The sequence below is a fragment of the Arthrobacter sp. NicSoilC5 genome, from assembly GCF_019977395.1.
Classification (GTDB): domain Bacteria; phylum Actinomycetota; class Actinomycetes; order Actinomycetales; family Micrococcaceae; genus Arthrobacter.
Genome location: NZ_AP024660.1, coordinates 2,873,094 through 2,888,893 on the forward strand (window position 1 = coordinate 2,873,094; position 15,800 = coordinate 2,888,893).

At 66.7% G+C, this 15,800-nt stretch carries 14 protein-coding genes; 8 read left to right on the plus strand and 6 right to left on the minus strand.

The genetic code is table 11. The features are described from left to right. Nucleotides 1-51: 51 nt before the first annotated feature. Nucleotides 52-915 (minus strand): IclR family transcriptional regulator, encoded by an 864-nt coding sequence (locus tag LDO22_RS13455; RefSeq protein ID WP_201302370.1) that lies wholly within the window; start codon nucleotides 913-915, stop codon nucleotides 52-54. Nucleotides 916-1,148: 233 nt separating this feature from the next. Here LDO22_RS13455 and LDO22_RS13460 point away from each other — a divergent pair, with 233 nt between their 5' ends. Further along, entirely contained in the window at nucleotides 1,149-2,468 is a 1,320-nt protein-coding gene (locus LDO22_RS13460; RefSeq protein WP_224023811.1) for an MFS transporter, read from the plus strand. Nucleotides 2,469-2,587: 119 nt separating this feature from the next. On the opposite strand, the gene LDO22_RS13465 is transcribed toward LDO22_RS13460, so the two are convergent. Both LDO22_RS13465 and LDO22_RS13470 read right to left on the minus strand, forming a co-directional pair. Beyond that, on the minus strand, nucleotides 2,588-3,673 hold the full coding sequence (locus LDO22_RS13465; protein ID WP_224023812.1) for an ATP-dependent DNA ligase: 1,086 nt from the start codon (nucleotides 3,671-3,673) through the stop codon (nucleotides 2,588-2,590). Between the two features lie 52 nt (nucleotides 3,674-3,725). Then, nucleotides 3,726-4,649: an AEC family transporter gene (locus tag LDO22_RS13470; RefSeq protein WP_224023814.1), complete on the minus strand. Its 924-nt coding sequence runs from the start codon at nucleotides 4,647-4,649 to the stop codon at nucleotides 3,726-3,728. A 152-nt stretch (nucleotides 4,650-4,801) separates the two neighbouring features. On the opposite strand from LDO22_RS13470, the gene LDO22_RS13475 reads away from it, so the two are divergent. Both LDO22_RS13475 and LDO22_RS13480 read left to right on the plus strand, forming a co-directional pair. Beyond that, the gene (locus LDO22_RS13475; protein ID WP_159629560.1) at nucleotides 4,802-6,028 is read left to right on the plus strand and encodes a pyridoxal phosphate-dependent aminotransferase; all 1,227 of its coding nucleotides are present in this window, start codon (nucleotides 4,802-4,804) and stop codon (nucleotides 6,026-6,028) included. Between the two features lie 124 nt (nucleotides 6,029-6,152). Beyond that, the gene (locus LDO22_RS13480; protein ID WP_141158887.1) at nucleotides 6,153-6,389 is read left to right on the plus strand and encodes a hypothetical protein; all 237 of its coding nucleotides are present in this window, start codon (nucleotides 6,153-6,155) and stop codon (nucleotides 6,387-6,389) included. Nucleotides 6,390-6,418: 29 nt separating this feature from the next. Here the strand turns inward: LDO22_RS13480 and LDO22_RS13485 are convergent, their stop codons facing one another. From LDO22_RS13485 to LDO22_RS13495, 3 genes are read right to left on the minus strand one after another with little or no spacing between them, the layout of a single operon-like run. Next, the gene (locus tag LDO22_RS13485) at nucleotides 6,419-7,255 is read right to left on the minus strand and encodes a DUF1932 domain-containing protein (protein ID WP_224023816.1); all 837 of its coding nucleotides are present in this window, start codon (nucleotides 7,253-7,255) and stop codon (nucleotides 6,419-6,421) included. Then, complete coding sequence (locus tag LDO22_RS13490; RefSeq protein ID WP_159629556.1) at nucleotides 7,245-8,657, minus strand: aminomethyl transferase family protein; 1,413 nt, start codon at nucleotides 8,655-8,657, stop codon at nucleotides 7,245-7,247. Before LDO22_RS13490 ends, LDO22_RS13485 begins: the two co-directional genes overlap by 11 nt. 34 nt (nucleotides 8,658-8,691) lie before the next feature. Then, on the minus strand, nucleotides 8,692-10,041 hold the full coding sequence (locus LDO22_RS13495) for an aminomethyl transferase family protein (RefSeq protein WP_224023818.1): 1,350 nt from the start codon (nucleotides 10,039-10,041) through the stop codon (nucleotides 8,692-8,694). 206 nt (nucleotides 10,042-10,247) lie between these two features. Here LDO22_RS13495 and LDO22_RS13500 point away from each other — a divergent pair, with 206 nt between their 5' ends. The 5 genes from LDO22_RS13500 to purU all read left to right on the plus strand — a co-directional run bounded on the left by LDO22_RS13500 (nucleotide 10,248) and on the right by purU (nucleotide 15,785). Next, the gene (locus LDO22_RS13500) at nucleotides 10,248-11,345 is read left to right on the plus strand and encodes a 4-oxalomesaconate tautomerase (RefSeq protein ID WP_224023820.1); all 1,098 of its coding nucleotides are present in this window, start codon (nucleotides 10,248-10,250) and stop codon (nucleotides 11,343-11,345) included. 36 nt (nucleotides 11,346-11,381) lie between these two features. After that, on the plus strand, nucleotides 11,382-12,347 hold the full coding sequence (locus LDO22_RS13505; RefSeq protein ID WP_224023822.1) for a VOC family protein: 966 nt from the start codon (nucleotides 11,382-11,384) through the stop codon (nucleotides 12,345-12,347). A gap of 46 nt (nucleotides 12,348-12,393) precedes the next feature. After that, complete coding sequence (locus tag LDO22_RS13510) at nucleotides 12,394-13,884, plus strand: aldehyde dehydrogenase family protein (RefSeq protein ID WP_224023824.1); 1,491 nt, start codon at nucleotides 12,394-12,396, stop codon at nucleotides 13,882-13,884. A gap of 120 nt (nucleotides 13,885-14,004) precedes the next feature. Then, a complete protein-coding gene (locus LDO22_RS13515; RefSeq protein ID WP_159629546.1) occupies nucleotides 14,005-14,901 on the plus strand; it encodes a methylenetetrahydrofolate reductase in 897 nt (298 codons plus the stop codon). Between the two features lie 11 nt (nucleotides 14,902-14,912). Further along, a complete protein-coding gene (gene purU, locus LDO22_RS13520; protein ID WP_159629544.1) occupies nucleotides 14,913-15,785 on the plus strand; it encodes a formyltetrahydrofolate deformylase in 873 nt (290 codons plus the stop codon). The last annotated feature ends 15 nt before the right edge of the window (nucleotides 15,786-15,800 follow it).

The window sequence follows — 15,800 nt, forward strand, 5'->3', positions numbered from 1 at the left end:
CTTCATGCGAACAAAAGGGTCGCCCCGGGGACGGTTGCTGGCCCCTTGGTGCTATCGCTGCGGCAGCCTGGCCGCCAGTTCGGCGGCGGCTTCCTGGAGCAGGGGAACGTGCGCCACCAGCCCCTCCAGGTCCAGCCGGAAGACCGGCACGGCAGTTGCCAGCGAGGCGAAGGCGTGCCCCTGGTCGTTGAGCAGCGGCACGGCCACGGCACGCATCCCCGCCTCGTTCTCCTCGTCCATGACGGCGTAACCCTGCCGGCGGACCTTTTCGATCTCAGCCCGGAAAGCGCGGCGGTCCGTCACGGACTTGTCAGTCAGCGCCTCCAGCGGGAGCTCCGCCAGCAGCTTTTCCCGTTCCGCATCCTCGGCAAAAGCCACCAGGGCCTTGCCCACGGCGGTGGTCGAGAGCGAGCCGAGGTGGCCGGGGTCACTGGTCACACGGAAGGTCTGCGGCCCGTCCACCTTGCTGACGGTCAGGTGGTGCAGGCCGTCGCGGACGCTGAGGATGGTCGCCTCGCCGGTCTGCTCGGTGACCCGGCGGAGAATGGGCATGGCCGTACCCGCGAAGCCATGGTGGTTGGAGACGCGCTGCCCCAGCTGGAAGATCCGCAGGCCCAGGTGGTAGCGGCGGCCGTCCGGCTCGTAGTCGACAAAGCCGTCGCGGGTCAGGGAGCCCAGCAGGCGGTAGGTGGTACTGAAGGGAAGTTCGGCGCGGCGGGAAATTTCTGCGGCACTGGCACCGCGGGGTTCATCACCCAGGAGGACCAGCAGCCCCAGGGCCTTGCCCACCATGTCCGTGCGGTCGGCGGGACGGGCGCCCACTTTGCCTTCCGGCGGCATGGCATTCACGGGCTCTCCGGCGCGGGCGGCGGCAGCGGATTCTTCATTGACCGCTGTGGTTTGGTTCACACTCATGCATTCGATGTTGCCACAATGTGAGAGCTATTTCTAGATGGTGATTATTTTCTTGACAGGTGACTGCCCTCACAGTCATAGTTTCTGTATCGCAAAAGTAGCTCCCACCATGTGGCTACAACTGCCGGGTCTTTGCACCGGACTCCAGCCGCATCCCCCGCCCGCACCAAGGCATCGGCGGCTGCGCCCCCCCAGATTCATCCGCGACAATGTCGTCACACCAAAGGAACACCATGAGCAAGACACTTCCGTCCGCAGGGGCGGGTGCCCTCACCTCCGCCGGGACACCCAAGAAGGCCGCCCTCGCCAGCTTCCTGGGCAGCGCCGTCGAATACTATGACTTCTTCATCTTCGGCTCGGCCGCAGCACTGATCTTCCCCACGGTCTTCTTCCCCAACGCCGATGCCAACGCCGCCATCATGTCCTTCGCAACCTTCGGGTTCGCGTACGTGGCACGTCCCATCGGCGCCATCATCCTGGGCCACTTCGGCGACCGGGTGGGCCGGCAGAAAGTCCTGATGTTCACCCTGGTGCTCATGGGTGCTTCCACCTTCGTCATCGGCTGCCTGCCCGACTTCCGTACGGTCGGCTGGTGGGCTCCGGCGCTGCTGGTGCTGGCCCGCCTCTGCCAGGGCCTCTCCGCGGCAGGCGAGCAGGCCGGCGCCTCCTCCATGACCCTGGAGCATGCCCCGGACAACCGCCGCTCCTTCTTCACCTCCTGGACCCTCACCGGCACCCAGGGCGGCCAGATCCTCGCAGCCCTGGTGTTCATCCCCGTCCTGGCCCTGCCGGACGAGATCAAGTTCGGCATCGGCTGGCGCATCCCGTTCTGGCTGAGCGCCGCGGTGGTTGTGGTGGCGTTCCTCATCCGCCGCACCCTGCACGAGCCGCCCGCCTTCGAGGAAGCCCGGAAGAACGCACAGATCGCCAAGCTGCCCGTGGCAGACCTGCTCAAGGGCCACTGGCGCGACGTGCTCCGCGTGATCTGCTGCGCCTTCATCGCCGCCGTCTCCACCGTCTTCGGCACCCTGGCCATCAGCTACGCCAAGACCGTTGCCGGCGTGGACGGCACCACCACCCTGTGGCTGGTCGTTGCCGCCAACATCGTGGCCCTGGGCACCCAGCCGCTCTTCGGAATGCTGGCCGACAAGATCGGCCGCAAGCCCGTCTTTATCTACGGCGCCCTGGCCAGCGCGGTCCTCACCCCCGTCTTCCTGCTGAGCCTGGAGTCCCACAGCGTCCCGCTGATGTTCCTGGCCGCCATCGGCTACTTCTCGTGCGGCTACGCGGCGGCCAACGCCGTCTGGCCTTCCTTCTACGCCGAAATGTTCAGCACCAAGGTCCGGTTCTCCGGCCTGGCCATCGGAACCCAGCTGGGCTTCCTGATGGCAGGGTTCGCGCCCGCCATCGTGGCTGCCATGGGCGGCATCAAGCCCGGCGGCTGGGTCCAGATCAGCATCTTCACTGCCATCATCTGCGCGGTGGCCGCTGTCTCGGCCCTGACCGCAAAGGAATCCTTCCGGATCCCCACCAAGCAGCTCGGCCTGAAGTAGGCCGTCCGCCGCGTACAGCCTGGCCCGGTTTTCAGGCCGGAGAGCCCGCCATTCCCCCACATGGCGGGCTCTCCGGCGTTAAAACTGGGCCAGGCCGTTAAGACTGGGCCAGTCTCCGGCTACCGCCCTGTCTCCAGCACCGAGGCGAGGTCGAAGTTCACCGGCTCCTCCAGCTGCGCGTAGGTGCAGGATTCCGGGTCCCGGTCCGGCCGCCAGCGGTTGAACTGGGCAGTGTGGCGGAACCGGTCACCCTCCATGTGGTCGTAGCGGACCTCCACCACCAGTTCGGGCCGGAGCGGAACGAAGGACAGGTCCTTGCCGGCGCTCCAGCGGCTCCCCTCCGCGTTCCGCGGGGTCCGTTCGCCTTCTTCCTGCTTGGCCCAGGCCCAGGGGTGGTTGTCGAAATCGGTCACCAGCGGCTGGAGTTCCTGGAACAGCTCCTGCCGCCGCTTCATCGGGAAGGCGCCGATGACTCCCACGCTGGCCAGGCCGCCGTCGTCCTTGTACAGCCCCAGCAGCAGCGAGCCGATGGCGTCCGGGCCGCTCTTGTGCAGGCGGTAGCCGGCCACCACGCAGTCCGCGGTGCGCTCGTGCTTGACCTTGAACATCACCCGCTTGTCGGGTTCGTACCGGCCGTTCAGCCGCTTGGCCACGATGCCGTCCAATCCGGCCCCCTCGAACTGCTCGAACCAGTGCCCGGCCGTGTCCTTGTCCGTGGTGGCCGCGGTGAGGTGCACTGGTGCCTTGCTCGCGGCGAGCGCCTTCTCCAGCGCAGCGCGCCGCTCAGCAAAGGGCCTGCCGGTGTAGTCCTCATCGCCGAGGGCCAGGAGGTCAAAGGCCACAAAGCTTGCCGGGGTTTGTTCCGCCAGGAGCTTCACGCGGCTGGCGGCAGGGTGGATGCGCTGCTGCAGGGTGTCGAAGTCGAGCCTGTTCCCGGACGCCCCCACGAGGATGATCTCGCCGTCCACCACGCAGCGCGGGGGCAGGTTCTCCTTGAGCGCGGCCACGAGTTCCGGGAAGTACCGCGTCATGGGTTTTTCGTTGCGGCTGCCGATCTCCAGGTCATCGCCGTCACGGAAAATGATCGACCGGAAGCCGTCCCACTTGGGTTCGTAGCTGAGGTCCCCGCCGCCGGGAATACCGTCGATGCCGCTGACGGCCTTGGCAAGCATGGGCGGGACGGGCGGCATCACGGGAAGTTCCATGTGCCCATTCTTGCCCGGCCGGTGGCCCGGGCGGTAGGGCGGCGCGCCCGCTTCAGGCCGCCAGCAGCCACACGACCAGCACCAGCACCGGCGCAGCGGCGGCCGTGGAAAGCAGGATGGTTTCGCGCGCCACGGCCACGCCCCGCCCATACTTGCTGGCGAACAGGAACACGTTCTGGGCCGAGGGCAGCGCTGCCATGAGCACCACGCCCAGGAGCATGTGGTGGTCCAGGTTGAACAGGAAACGTCCGACGACGAACGCCACCGCCGGCATCACAGCGGACTTCAGTGCCGTGGCAGTGAGGATTTCGGCCGTGTGGCCGCCGCTCCGGAGCATCCTGGTTCCGCGCAGCGACATGCCGAAAGCCAGCAGCACCACCGGGACAGCAGCACCGCCCAGCAGGGTGAGCGGCGCCATCACCGGGGCGGGCAGCTCCACGTGGAACGCCGCCAGGACCACACCGAGGAGCGAGGCGATGATCATGGGGTTGCGGAAGGGCTGCGTGAGCATCAGCCGGGGCGAGAACCGGCCGGCTTCCGCGAGGTCCAGCAGGGTCAGGACCAGCGGGGCGAACAGGAGGAGCTGGACCAGCAGGACCGGGGCCACCGGGGTGGCATCCCCCAGGGCATAGAGCGTGATGGGGATGCCGATGTTGTTGGCGTTGACGTAGGAGCCGGCCATGGCACCCACTGCGGTCTCAGCCAGGGGCCGCCGGAACCAGATCCGGCTGGCGGCCACGTATAACAGCGCGGTGGCCGCCGCAGTGATCATGGCCAGCGGAACATAGGCGGAAAAGACCACGGACAGATCCGATTTCAGCACCACCGTGAACAGCAGGACCGGGTTGGTGATGAAGAAGGCAGTACGGGTCAGGGCGTTGATGGTGGGTTCATCGCCCAGGCCGCAGCGCGCGGCAAGGTATCCGACGGCAATGACGACGCCGATCACCGCCAGTCCGATCAGCACACCGCCCACGTGGGGTACTTCCTTCCGGTTCCGCCGTGCACCACCGCAGGAAGGCAGTACTACAAGTTCACAACTTATCGAATAAGGTGCGTTGTGCCAGCAGGCGTCCACGGAGTGGCCTCCCCCGCCGCCCGCCGTCGTGCTTTGTGAAAAGATCAACCATGCGCGCCATGCAACACTCCAGCAAACTCCGGAACGTCCGTTACGAACTTCGCGGGCCGATCCTTGAGGCCGCCAAGAACATGGAGGCCGAAGGGCACCGGATCCTCAAGATGAACCTTGGGGACACCGCGCCTTTTGGGCTGGAAGCGCCCGAGTCCGTGGTGGTGGACATGATCCACCACCTTCGCGGCGCCCAGGGCTACAGCGATTCAAAGGGCATCTTCACGGCCCGGACCGCCATCTCGCAGTATTACCAGACCCGGGGCCTGATGAACATTGGGGTCGAGGACATCGTCATCGGCAACGGCGTCAGCGAACTGATCTCCATGTGCCTGCAGGCCTTCATGGAGAACGGCGACGAAATCCTGGTCCCGGCACCTGACTACCCCCTGTGGACGGCCGCCGTGACCCTGACCGGCGGCAAGCCCGTCCACTACGTCTGCGACGAGGCGGAGAACTGGTGGCCGGACATGGCCGATGTGGAAGCGAAGATCACCAACCGCACCAAGGGCATCGTGATCATCAACCCGAACAACCCCACGGGCGCCGTCTACCCCCGGCACATCCTGGAACAGTTCGCCGGGCTGGCCCGGAAGCACAACCTGGTCCTGTTCTCCGACGAGATCTACGAGAAAGTGCTCTACGACGGCGCCACGCACATCCACACCGCCGCGGTGGCCGAGGACGTGTGCTGCCTGACCTTCAGCGGCTTGTCCAAGGCCTACCGGATGCCCGGCTACCGGGCCGGATGGGTGGCCATTACCGGCCCGCTGGCTGCCACCGCCGCCTACCGTGAAGCGTTGGAACTGCTCGCGTCGCTGCGCCTGTGCGCCAACGTTCCCGCCCAGCACGCCATCCAGACCTGCCTCGGCGGCTACCAAAGCATCGACGCGCTGGTGAAGCCGGGGGGCCGGCTGCGCGAGCAGCGGGACCTTGCCCACAAACTGCTCACGGCCATTCCCGGCGTCACCTGCGTCCCGGCGTCGGGCGCCATGTACCTGTTCCCACGCCTGGACCCGGAGCTGTACCCGATCGAGAGCGACGAGAAATTCGTCCTGGACCTGCTGCGGGACCAAAAGATCCTGGTCTCCCACGGCTCGGCCTTCAACTGGCCTGCGCCGGACCACTTCCGCTTTGTCATCCTTCCCTCGGTGCTGGACATCGAGGAAGCCGTCCGGAGGATTTCCACGTTCCTGGCGGCCTACCGGAGCGGGGCCGTGGCCTGAAACCGCGGCGGCGCGAAGAACTAACCGGGCCCTAACCGCGGGGAAACCGGTACGCAACATTCCAGGCCCACACTTGGTAGTGCAGGCAAGAGCCGGCACCAGCTCCAGCCAGGAGGCCCCAGCGATGTTGAAGAAAGCGACCACGCATGTAACACGAGTCCGCGCCCTGGACCAGCTCCACCGCGGCGATGAAATCGAAGCCCGCCTGTCGGTGGGGCCCTCCTACGACGACGTGGTGATCCGCCGCGGCAGCGTCCAGGAAACAGCACCCGGCATCGGTGTGGTCTGGATCCTGGACCGCATCAGCGGCGTGCGCAAAGCAATCAATACGGACGAGTGCAGCGTCTGGCGGGTTGCATAGCAAGTCCGGGAAGACGGTTGCGGGCGTAGTCAGGAAGGACTGTCCGCAACCTGGTCCTCCTCCGGCTCCTGCTGCCGGAATGCGAGCGAATGCAGCCACTCGATGCTGGCGTCCGTTACCGGATGGGCGGTCCCGAGCGACTCCAGGAAGTCCCGCACCTCAACCATCTCTGCCTCCCTGCGGACGGCATGCAGCCGCGTGCCCTCAAGCATCCGCGCCACCAGCGCATCGCCTGACGGGCCAAGTTCCGCTGCAATCTGGCTGATGACCCAGTCTTTTGCCCCTGCCGCCTCGGCGGCCGTGACTGACTCCAGGACAGTGGCGGCCAGCCCCTTCATGAAGACGCTGCGGAGCAGCTTCCGGCCGGCCGCCGCTCCCGCTTCGCTTCCGGCGTTGGTGGCCGGGATGCCCCATCCGGTGAAGAGGGCCACCAACGCGTCCGCCCCCGTGCCGCTGACCAGCAGGGGCGAACTGATCCGGCCCCGCGGAACGGGCGCCAGGACGGCGACATCGGCGAAAAGGATGCCGCTCCCGGCCGCCCGTTCCGCGAGCCGCCGCTTTTGGTCCGGTCCGGTGGTGTTGAGGTCCGCGAAGATGGCCGCCGGGTCCATCGCGGCCAGCGCCTCCTCAAGGACGGATTCGGCCGCGCGGGCTCCCACCAGGCTGATCACCAGGCCGGAGCCCGCCACTGCTTCACTGATGCCAGGGGCCCGCAGCACCCCGGGCGGGACTGCGTCGACAGCAGGGTCCGTTCCCGTCACCCGCAATCCACGGGCGGCCAGGTCCTGGGCGTAGATGCTCCCGGCTTCCCCCAGGCCCAGGACGGCGACAGGCCGGCCGGCCGTTCCCGCCGGACTACCGTGCACCGGCGGCCGCGGTCCGCCAGCCGCCGTGGTATTCGGTACGGGCGGTGACCGCGTAGGGCGCCGGGCTGACGACCGCCCGGACACTGATCTGTTCATGCGGTTCCACGGTGGTCTTGCGGGATCCGCCGTCGGGTTCGCCCCAAACAACCCGCACTTCGGTACCGATCTCCACGTTGGGGTCCACCGTGGCCAGCGAGAGGCCCCGGCGTTCATTGGCCGTCACGCCGGTGAAGAGCGACAGGCCCACCCCCGTCCCGTCCGCGTCGATGACGGAGTCGTAGTTGGACGACCCGTAGTTGGCGTTGGGGACGTCGAAGAACTGGTAGCCGGGCTTGTCGCGGTCCAGGAACGATGCCCAGATGGTGGCCAGGTCCTCATCGTTCCAGGCGAGGGTGACCTTTTTCCGCTGCGCGGCGGGGTCGATCTGCTGGAGGGCGTCCCGGCCAATGAAGTCGTGGTCGAATTTGACGAAGGAGCCGTAGCCCAGTTCCCAGGGGGTCAGGTAGTAGTCCTCGATGTTGCCGGAGACGAACGAGCCGGCGAGCGCGTTGACCGCTTCGTAGCTGGTGGCCGGCAGCCATTCACGGTAGGCGCGCTCGGCGTCGCTGCTGTAGATGGCCGGCAGCGGCGAGGGGATCCAGCCCGATTCGAGCGTGTTCGAGGAGTAGGCCCGCGACCCGCATGGTTCCAGCCCGAACTCAGCCCCGGCCTCGAGCACGGCATCCCGGATTTTTCCGTGCTGTTCGTAGGGTCCCCAGATTTCCAGCCCCGGGGCTCCCGCCATGCCGTGGCGCAGCGTGCGGACCTGCTCCCCGGCGATGCCCAGGTGGCCCATGTGGAAGAACTTCACCTGCTCCAGCGTCCCGCCGTTGAGCTTTTCGATGATCTGCCAGGCGCTGGGGCCCTGGATCTGGAAGCGGTAGTACTTCCGGCCGACAGCCTGGCCGTAGGGGCGTGACGGCGACCTGTCATCGTAGGTGCATTCGACGTCGTATCCGCCGGTTTCGGCGTGGAACTGGAGCCAGTTGGCGGCCGGCGCGCGGCCAACGTAGACAAATTCCTGCTCTTCCAAGTGGAACAGGATGCCGTCGCCGATCACCCCGCCGTTGGAGGCCGTGGGCACGAACTGCTTGGCGGTGTTGACCGGGAAGTTGGCGAAGCTGTTGATGCCCGTGTCCGAGAAGAGCTTCAGCGCATCGGGGCCCTTCACGAAGAAGTTGACCATGTGGTGGGACTGGTCGTAGAGCACCGCCGTTTCACGCCATGCGCGCTGCTCGCGCCGCCAGTTGGTGAACTCGGCGGGAACCACCGGATAGATGTAGGTGCCAAGTTGGGAATTGCGCAGCAGTTCGACGGTGCTGCCCGCCGCATCGAGCACGTCCTGCAGGGATTTCGGGGCCATGGGCTGTTCTCCTTCGGTTCAGGGGTGGCGCAGTTCAGTGGGTGGCGCGGTAACTCTCGCGTGCGTATTGCACGAAGGGAGCGGGGGCGACGGTGGCCCGGATGGGGACCTGCCGGTGGGGTTCCACCTGCAGTTTGGCGGAGTTGGGCTCTTCGCCCCAGAGCACGGTGACCTCGGCGCCGTCCTCCAGTCCGTCCACCGCCGCCAGGGAAACAAAGGAGTGCTCGTTGGCGATGTAGCCGCAGTCAAAGGACTGGCCCACCGTTACGCCGCCCTGGAGCACCCGGTCCACCTGGAACAGGGCGTAGCGGGCCTTGGGCATGTCGATGTACTTGGCGGGAAGCCCGGGACGCAGGAGGGAACCCATCACGTCCTGGACGTCGTCCGGGTTCCAGACGAGTGTCACCTTGCGGCGGGAGGGTGTGCGGGAGAGCGCCTCCAGGGCTTCACGGCCCACGAAGTCGTGGTCGAATGCGACGGAGCGGCCGTACCCGAGCTCGTACGGGGTCAGGAAGTAATCCTCGATGTCCGCCGAATCGAAACTCCCGCCGAGTGAACCGGCCGCTGACGCCGGGAGCCATTCGCGGTAGCCGCGCAACCGTTCGTCCGTAAAGACCGCCGGGACGGGCGAGGGCACCCACCCGGACTCAAGGTTCGCCGTCGAGTAGCCTTTAGCCCCCACCTGGGTCAGCCCGAACTCGCCGCCGGCCTGCAGCAACGCGTCCCTGACGCGTTCGCCCTCTGCCCAAGGGCCGAACAGCTCATAGCCGGGCTGCCCGGCCATGCCGTGCCGGATCGCCCGGACCTGCAATCCGGCGATGGGGAGGTGCCCCATGTGGAAGAAACCGAGCTGCGGCACAGGGGCGCCGGTGAGTTTTTCGACGAGGGCCAGGGCGGTTGGCCCCTGGAGTTCGTAGCGGAACAGCCGGGGGTCACCGGCGCGGACGATCGAGTTTCCGTCCCGGGAGACCTCAACGTCGTGGCCTCCGGTTTCGGCGTGGTACTGCACCCAGTCGATGGCCATCGGGTGGCCCACCAGGTTGAAGGACTGTTCGTCGAGGTGTGCCAAGATGGCGTCGCCGATGAGCTGCCCTGAATGGTTCACCGCGATGAACTGCTTGGCACGGTCCACGGGAAAGTTCGCGAAAGAGTTCACCGCGAGCCCGCGCAGCAATCCTTCCGCGCCCGGTCCGGAGAGGAAGAGATCGGTCATGTGGTGCGACTGGTCCAGGAGGGCACAGGCTGTACGCCAGGAATTCTGCTCGGAGCGCCAGTTGCTGAACTCGGCCCGCACGGGAAAAACGTGGGGGCTGGCGGGCGAATCGCGCAAAAGCTGGACCGGTGAAGCCGCCTGGTCCAGCGCCTCCTGCAAAGACCCTGTCACTGCCAAATCCCTGTCACTGCGAACTCCATCGTTCGGTCCACGGTGGAAAGCAGCCCGGGACGTCCAGTACCAACACGATTGCTAACAAAATTGTATCGGATGTCTTGACCAGAGTTCCAGAGCGTGGTTTTCTGGCACTGTCCGCCGGAAAGGACTGACCATGGGCCGCCCAGGCACCATGCCCGCCGTGGAACGCGAGGGTGCACATGCCCGATACAGAGGGGATCCCCTGCCTCCTGATGCGGGGCGGGACCTCCAAGGGTGCCCTGTTCCTGGCGTCGGACCTGCCTGCCGACCCCGGAGAACGCGACGACCTGCTGCTGCGGATCATGGGCTCTCCTGATCCCCGCCAGGTGGACGGACTGGGTGGAGCGCACCCCTTGACCAGCAAGGTTGCCGTCATCGCGCCGTCTCCGGACGCCGGCGCGGACGTGGACTACCTTTTCCTCCAGGTCGCTGTGGACACCGCACTTGTCAGCAGCCGGCAGAACTGCGGCAACATCCTTGCCGCCGTCGGGCCCTTCGCCGTGGAACGTGGCCTGGTGCAGCCAGCCGACGGCCACACCGAGGTGCGCATCCGGATGCTGAACACCGGCAGCATGGCCACCGCACGGTTTGCCACGCCCGGCGGCGTGGTGGATTACGACGACGGCCCGGCGGCAGGCGGTGCGGTGGCGATCGATGGCGTTCCGGGGACGGCGGCAGCCATCCGGCTCAACTTCGAGGGCACGGCGGGGTCTTCGACCGGCGCCCTGTTCCCCACGGGCAGGACCCTGGACCACACGGAGGGCGTGGACCTCACCTGCGTTGACAACGGAATGCCCACCGTCCTGATGCGTGCCGCCGCTCTGGGCATCACCGGGAACGAGGCCCCTGCAGACCTCGAGGCCAATGAAGACCTGGCACAACGGCTGGCCGGGATCCGCCTCGCCGCGGCGGACCTGATGGGCATGGGCGATGTCAGCGCTGCCACCGTGCCCAAGCTGGTGCTGCTGGCGCCGCCACGGGCCGGGGGCGCCATTGCCACCCGCAGCTTCCTTCCCGTCCGGGTCCACACCTCCATCGGCGTGCTCGGAGCACTCACGGTGGCGGCGGGTGTGCTGGCGGAGGGGTCGGTGGGCCATGACCTGGCCGCGCTTCCTTCACCGGGGGAACCCTTCCGGGTGGAACACCCCACCGGCCATTTTGACGTCGAGGTGGCCATCGAGAAGACCCCGGACGGCTGCACGGTGACCCGCTCAACTGCCCTCAGGACAGCACGGAAGATTTTCGAAGGACGCGTCTTCCCGCGCCCGCGCCCCTAACCACTGCACAACGACCCCTTGAGAGAGGACAGCTTCATGACCGGGTATACCTCGTTCGACGTCGCCCACCTGGGAAACGTGGAACTGCTGACCCCCGTCTTCGAGGAAAGCCTGTGGTTCTTCCGCGACCTGCTCGCCATGCGCGTTGTAGCGGAGACCGGCAGCGCCGGCACGAAGTCCGCCTACCTTCGCACCTGGGACGAATACCAGCGCTACACCCTCAAGCTCACCGCCTCAGCCGACGCAGGCGTCGGGCGCACCACCTTCCGGACCACCAGCCAGGAGGCCCTGGAGCGCCGGGTCAACGCCATCGAAGCCACCGGCCTGGGCATCGGCTGGGAAGACGGCGAGGTGGGCACCGGGCCCACCTACTCCTTCCGGGACCCCGACGGGCACCTCATGGGCATCTATTACGAAACCGAACGGTACGTGGCCACGGACGACAAACCCGCCCTGAAGAACCAGGCCTCGGCCTTCCCCGGCCGGGGCGTTAACGCCCGCCGGCTGGACCACATCAACTTCCTGGCCAAGGACGTGGTGGCCAACGGGGAGTTCGTGGCCCACGCGCTGTGCGGGCGGGAGAGTGAACGCATCCGGCTCGACGACGGCGGATATGCCGCCTGGTGGTTCCACTTCAACAACAAGTCCTATGACATCGTCTACTCCGACGACTGGCTCAAGCACGGCAACCGGCTCCACCACGTGGCATTCGCCCCGGATACCCGCGAGGACATCCTGAAGGCCGCGGACATCTTCCTTGAAAACGGCATCCACATCGAGTCCGGTCCGCACAAGCACGCCATCAACCAGACGTTCTTCCTCTACGTCTGGGAGCCCGGCGGCAATCGGATCGAACTGGCCAACGCCGGTGCCCGCCTGCTGCTGGACCCGGACTCGCCCGTGGTGGAGTGGAGCCAGGAGGAGCGCAGGAAAGGGCAGGCCTGGGGCATGAAAACCATCGAGACATTCCATACCCACGGAACGCCAAACATCCCCCAGTGAGAAAATTAAAGGATCCCGGCAGTACCGCACAGAGAGGTGCACCATCATGACCAACACAGTGGATACGTCCGCCCCGGTGACCACCGGCCTCTTCATCGGAGGCACCGAACGCCAGGCCGCCGCCACCATGGACATTGCCGATCCGGGCAAGCCTGGCACAGTGGTGGGCCACGCCGCGGCGGCCGCCCCCGCCGACGTCCAGGATGCCATCGCCGCGGCCAAGGCGGCCTATCCCGGATGGGCGGCGCTGGGTGCACAGGAGCGCGCAGACCGGATGCGGCAGGCACTGGAGGGCATCGCGGATTTCCGTGATGAGGATGCCGCCATCCTCTCGCAGGAAAACGGCAAGATCCGCATGGAAGCCTGGGTGGACTCCCTGGTGTTCGAGATCAGGTGGAACCTCGCCCTGGAACTGGCCCCCGACGTCGACACCGCCAAGGTGCTGCCGCCCGCGCCCGGCATTCCCGTCTCCACGTCGGTCACCTTCCAGCCCCTTGGCGTGGTGACGGTCATCGTGCCGTTCAACTGGCCCATTGCCATCCTCGCGGCCTCGCTCCCGCACGCACTGCTGGCGGGAAACACGGCGATCGTTAAGCCGCCACCCACCGCGCCGCTGGCAACGACACGCGTGGTCCAGCGGATTGCTGAAAAGCTGCCGCCGGGAGTGCTGAACGTGGTGACCGGCAAGGACGCGGACATGGCTGCGCTCATCACCAGCCCGGACATCGCCAAGGTCTGCTTCACGGGAAGCGTGGGCGGCGGCAAGCGCATCATGGAAATGGCCTCAAAGTCACTCACCCGGGTAACGCTTGAACTCGGCGGAAACGATGCCGCCGTCATCCTCTCGGACGCGGTCCTCGATGACACCCACCTGGACCGGCTCTACGCCGCGATCTTCGATACCACCGGCCAGATCTGCATGAACGCGAAGCGGGTCTATGTGCACCGGTCGCGCCTGGACGAGGTGGTGGCCGGGCTCTCGCAGCGGCTGGAGAAGGCGGTCATTGGCTACGGGCTCGACGACGGGACCACCATGGGTCCGCTGCACTCCCCCGTACAAAAGGCCTTCGTGGCTGAGCTCATCGAGGAGGCCAAGGAGGCGGGCGCGGATGTCAGGGAATTCGGCACCCTTCCCTCGGACCCTGAACTGCACGGCGGGAACTTCCTGCGCCCGGCACTGGTCATCGACCCGGACCCCTCGCTGCGGGTTGTCACCCAGGAACAGTTCGGGCCGGTCATCCCCCTGATCCCGTTCGACACGGAGGACGAGGCGGTGGAGGCGGCGAACGCCACCTGGGCGGGGCTGTGCGGCTCGGTGTGGACCGCCGACCCGGCAGCGGCCGACCGCGTGGGCGGACGCCTGGTCTGCGGCTACGTCTGGGTTAACGACCACGGGGCAACCCGACTGGACCTGCGCGCGCCATTTGGCGGAATGAAGCAGTCCGGCATGGGCAGGGAACAGGGTATTGAAGGAGTCCGGGCCTTCCAGGACACCCGTGCCATCGCCCATCTGGAACCGGAAGCAGCACAGGGGTAGGCCCGGAACGGACGGCGGACCGGAAGGTTCCGGATTCCATCAATAGCTATCGACATTACCTATGCACATAGGTAATCTTGGAGGTGGGTGCACCGCTGCACCCGCCGAAAGGATGACCTGATGGCGACTCGAATCATGCCCGCCCCCAACCGGGCAGCATCCCTGGAACTCATCAACAACTTCTCGCTGGAGATGACCGGCAAGGACATTCCCGCGCTCATCGAAGCAAAAGACAGGATTCCGCCGGGCACCCGCATTAACGTCACCTTCCTCGGCAACGAGGACCTGGAGATGCGGGTGGCCGCCGCCAAGGCCGCCCGGGACCTGGGATTCATTCCCGTGCCGCACGTCTCTGCGCGCCGGCTGGCATCGAAGGGCGAGCTCGAAAAGTTCCTTCAGCGCCTGGCGGAAGTGGGCGCCGCCGAGCACCTTTTCGTGGTGGGCGGCGACCCCGCAGAACCCGAGGGCCCGTACGAAGACTCCCTGGCGCTGGTCAACACCGGCCTCCTGCAGCAGTTCGGGGTGCGGGAAGTGGGAATCGGCGGATATCCGGAGGGCCATCCCGACATCCGCAAGGAAGACCTTTGGCGGGCGCTGGAGGACAAGACCGCAGCCCTCGCCGCGCAGGACCTTGGCGCCTCCATCATCACCCAGTTCGCCTTCGACACCGAACCTGTGGCTGCGTGGATCGCCGAGGTCCGGGCCAGGGGAATCCAGGCACCGATCCGCGTGGGAACCCCCGGCCCGGCGGGAGTCAAACGGCTCCTGGGCTTTGCGCGCCGTTTCGGGGTGGGCGCCAACGCGATGATCGTGAAGAAATACGGCTTCTCGCTGACCAACCTGATGGGCGATGCCGGCCCGGACCGGTTCGTGAACGACCTGGCCGCCGTCCTTGCCGACCGTGCGCCCGGCCAGGACCAGCACCTCCCGGGGCAGGTTGGCCTGCACTTCTATACGTTTGGCGGCCTGCTGGCCACGGCCAACTGGGTCCGGCACTTCACCGCGGAAGAGGGCTAGGACGGCATCCGATGGTCCTGCATACTGAATCCCGCAAGGACCAGTCCTGCCTGATCGTCCACGGGCCGGACCAGCCGGGCATCGTGGCTGCGGTGGCCGCCCTGGTGACCCGCAACAGGGGAAACATCGTCTCCCTGGACCAGTACTCCAGTGATCCTTCGTCGGGCGACTTCTTCCAGCGGGTGGTCTTCAACCGGCCGGACCTGGCCGCCGCGATGCCTGAGATCGAAGCCGACCTCGCCAGGACCCTCACCCCGCTGGGGTTGTCCTGGACCCTGACCGACCGCTCCATCCCCAAGCGCATGGCCATCCTGGTATCCACCTCCGACCACTGCCTGCTGGAACTGCTCTGGCGGCACCGGAGGGGTGAACTGCCGGTGACCATTCCCATGGTGATCTCCAACCACACGAACACGGCCGAGGATGTGCGGGCCTTTGGCGTTCCGTTCTTCCACGTCCCCTCCGCCGGGCCGGACAAGGCAGCAGCGGAGGCCCAGATCCTGAAGCTGCTGGAGGGCAACGTGGACTTCGTGGTGCTGGCCCGGTACATGCAGATCCTGTCCCCCGGATTCCTGGACGCGGTTTCCGTGCCGCTGATCAATATCCACCACTCCTTCCTGCCTGCGTTCGTGGGCGCCGCGCCCTACCGCAAGGCCAAGGAGCGGGGGGTCAAACTGATCGGCGCCACCTCGCACTACGTGACCAAGGACCTGGACGAGGGGCCCATCATCGAACAGGACGTGGCCCGCGTAACGCACGGGCACTCCGCCCTGGATCTTCAGGCGCGCGGCGCCTACGTGGAACGCGCGGTGCTCTCCCGCGCCGTCCAGTGGCATGCCGAGGACCGGGTCATCCGGCACGGCAACCAGACCATCGTCTTCTAAAGACCCACCACCAAT

What these genes read in the sequence shown, in the direction of transcription:
- LDO22_RS13455 (WP_201302370.1), bottom strand. Translation starts at nt 915, where the DNA reads ATGAGTGTGAACCAAACCACAGCGGTCAATGAAGAATCCGCTGCCGCC.
- LDO22_RS13460 (WP_224023811.1), top strand. Translation starts at nt 1,149, where the DNA reads ATGAGCAAGACACTTCCGTCCGCAGGGGCGGGTGCCCTCACCTCCGCC.
- LDO22_RS13465 (WP_224023812.1), bottom strand. Translation starts at nt 3,673, where the DNA reads ATGGAACTTCCCGTGATGCCGCCCGTCCCGCCCATGCTTGCCAAGGCC.
- LDO22_RS13475 (WP_159629560.1), top strand. Translation starts at nt 4,802, where the DNA reads ATGCGCGCCATGCAACACTCCAGCAAACTCCGGAACGTCCGTTACGAA.
- LDO22_RS13480 (WP_141158887.1), top strand. Translation starts at nt 6,153, where the DNA reads ATGTTGAAGAAAGCGACCACGCATGTAACACGAGTCCGCGCCCTGGAC.
- LDO22_RS13490 (WP_159629556.1), bottom strand. Translation starts at nt 8,657, where the DNA reads ATGGCCCCGAAATCCCTGCAGGACGTGCTCGATGCGGCGGGCAGCACC.
- LDO22_RS13500 (WP_224023820.1), top strand. Translation starts at nt 10,248, where the DNA reads ATGCCCGATACAGAGGGGATCCCCTGCCTCCTGATGCGGGGCGGGACC.
- LDO22_RS13505 (WP_224023822.1), top strand. Translation starts at nt 11,382, where the DNA reads ATGACCGGGTATACCTCGTTCGACGTCGCCCACCTGGGAAACGTGGAA.
- LDO22_RS13510 (WP_224023824.1), top strand. Translation starts at nt 12,394, where the DNA reads ATGACCAACACAGTGGATACGTCCGCCCCGGTGACCACCGGCCTCTTC.
- LDO22_RS13515 (WP_159629546.1), top strand. Translation starts at nt 14,005, where the DNA reads ATGGCGACTCGAATCATGCCCGCCCCCAACCGGGCAGCATCCCTGGAA.
- purU (WP_159629544.1), top strand. Translation starts at nt 14,913, where the DNA reads ATGGTCCTGCATACTGAATCCCGCAAGGACCAGTCCTGCCTGATCGTC.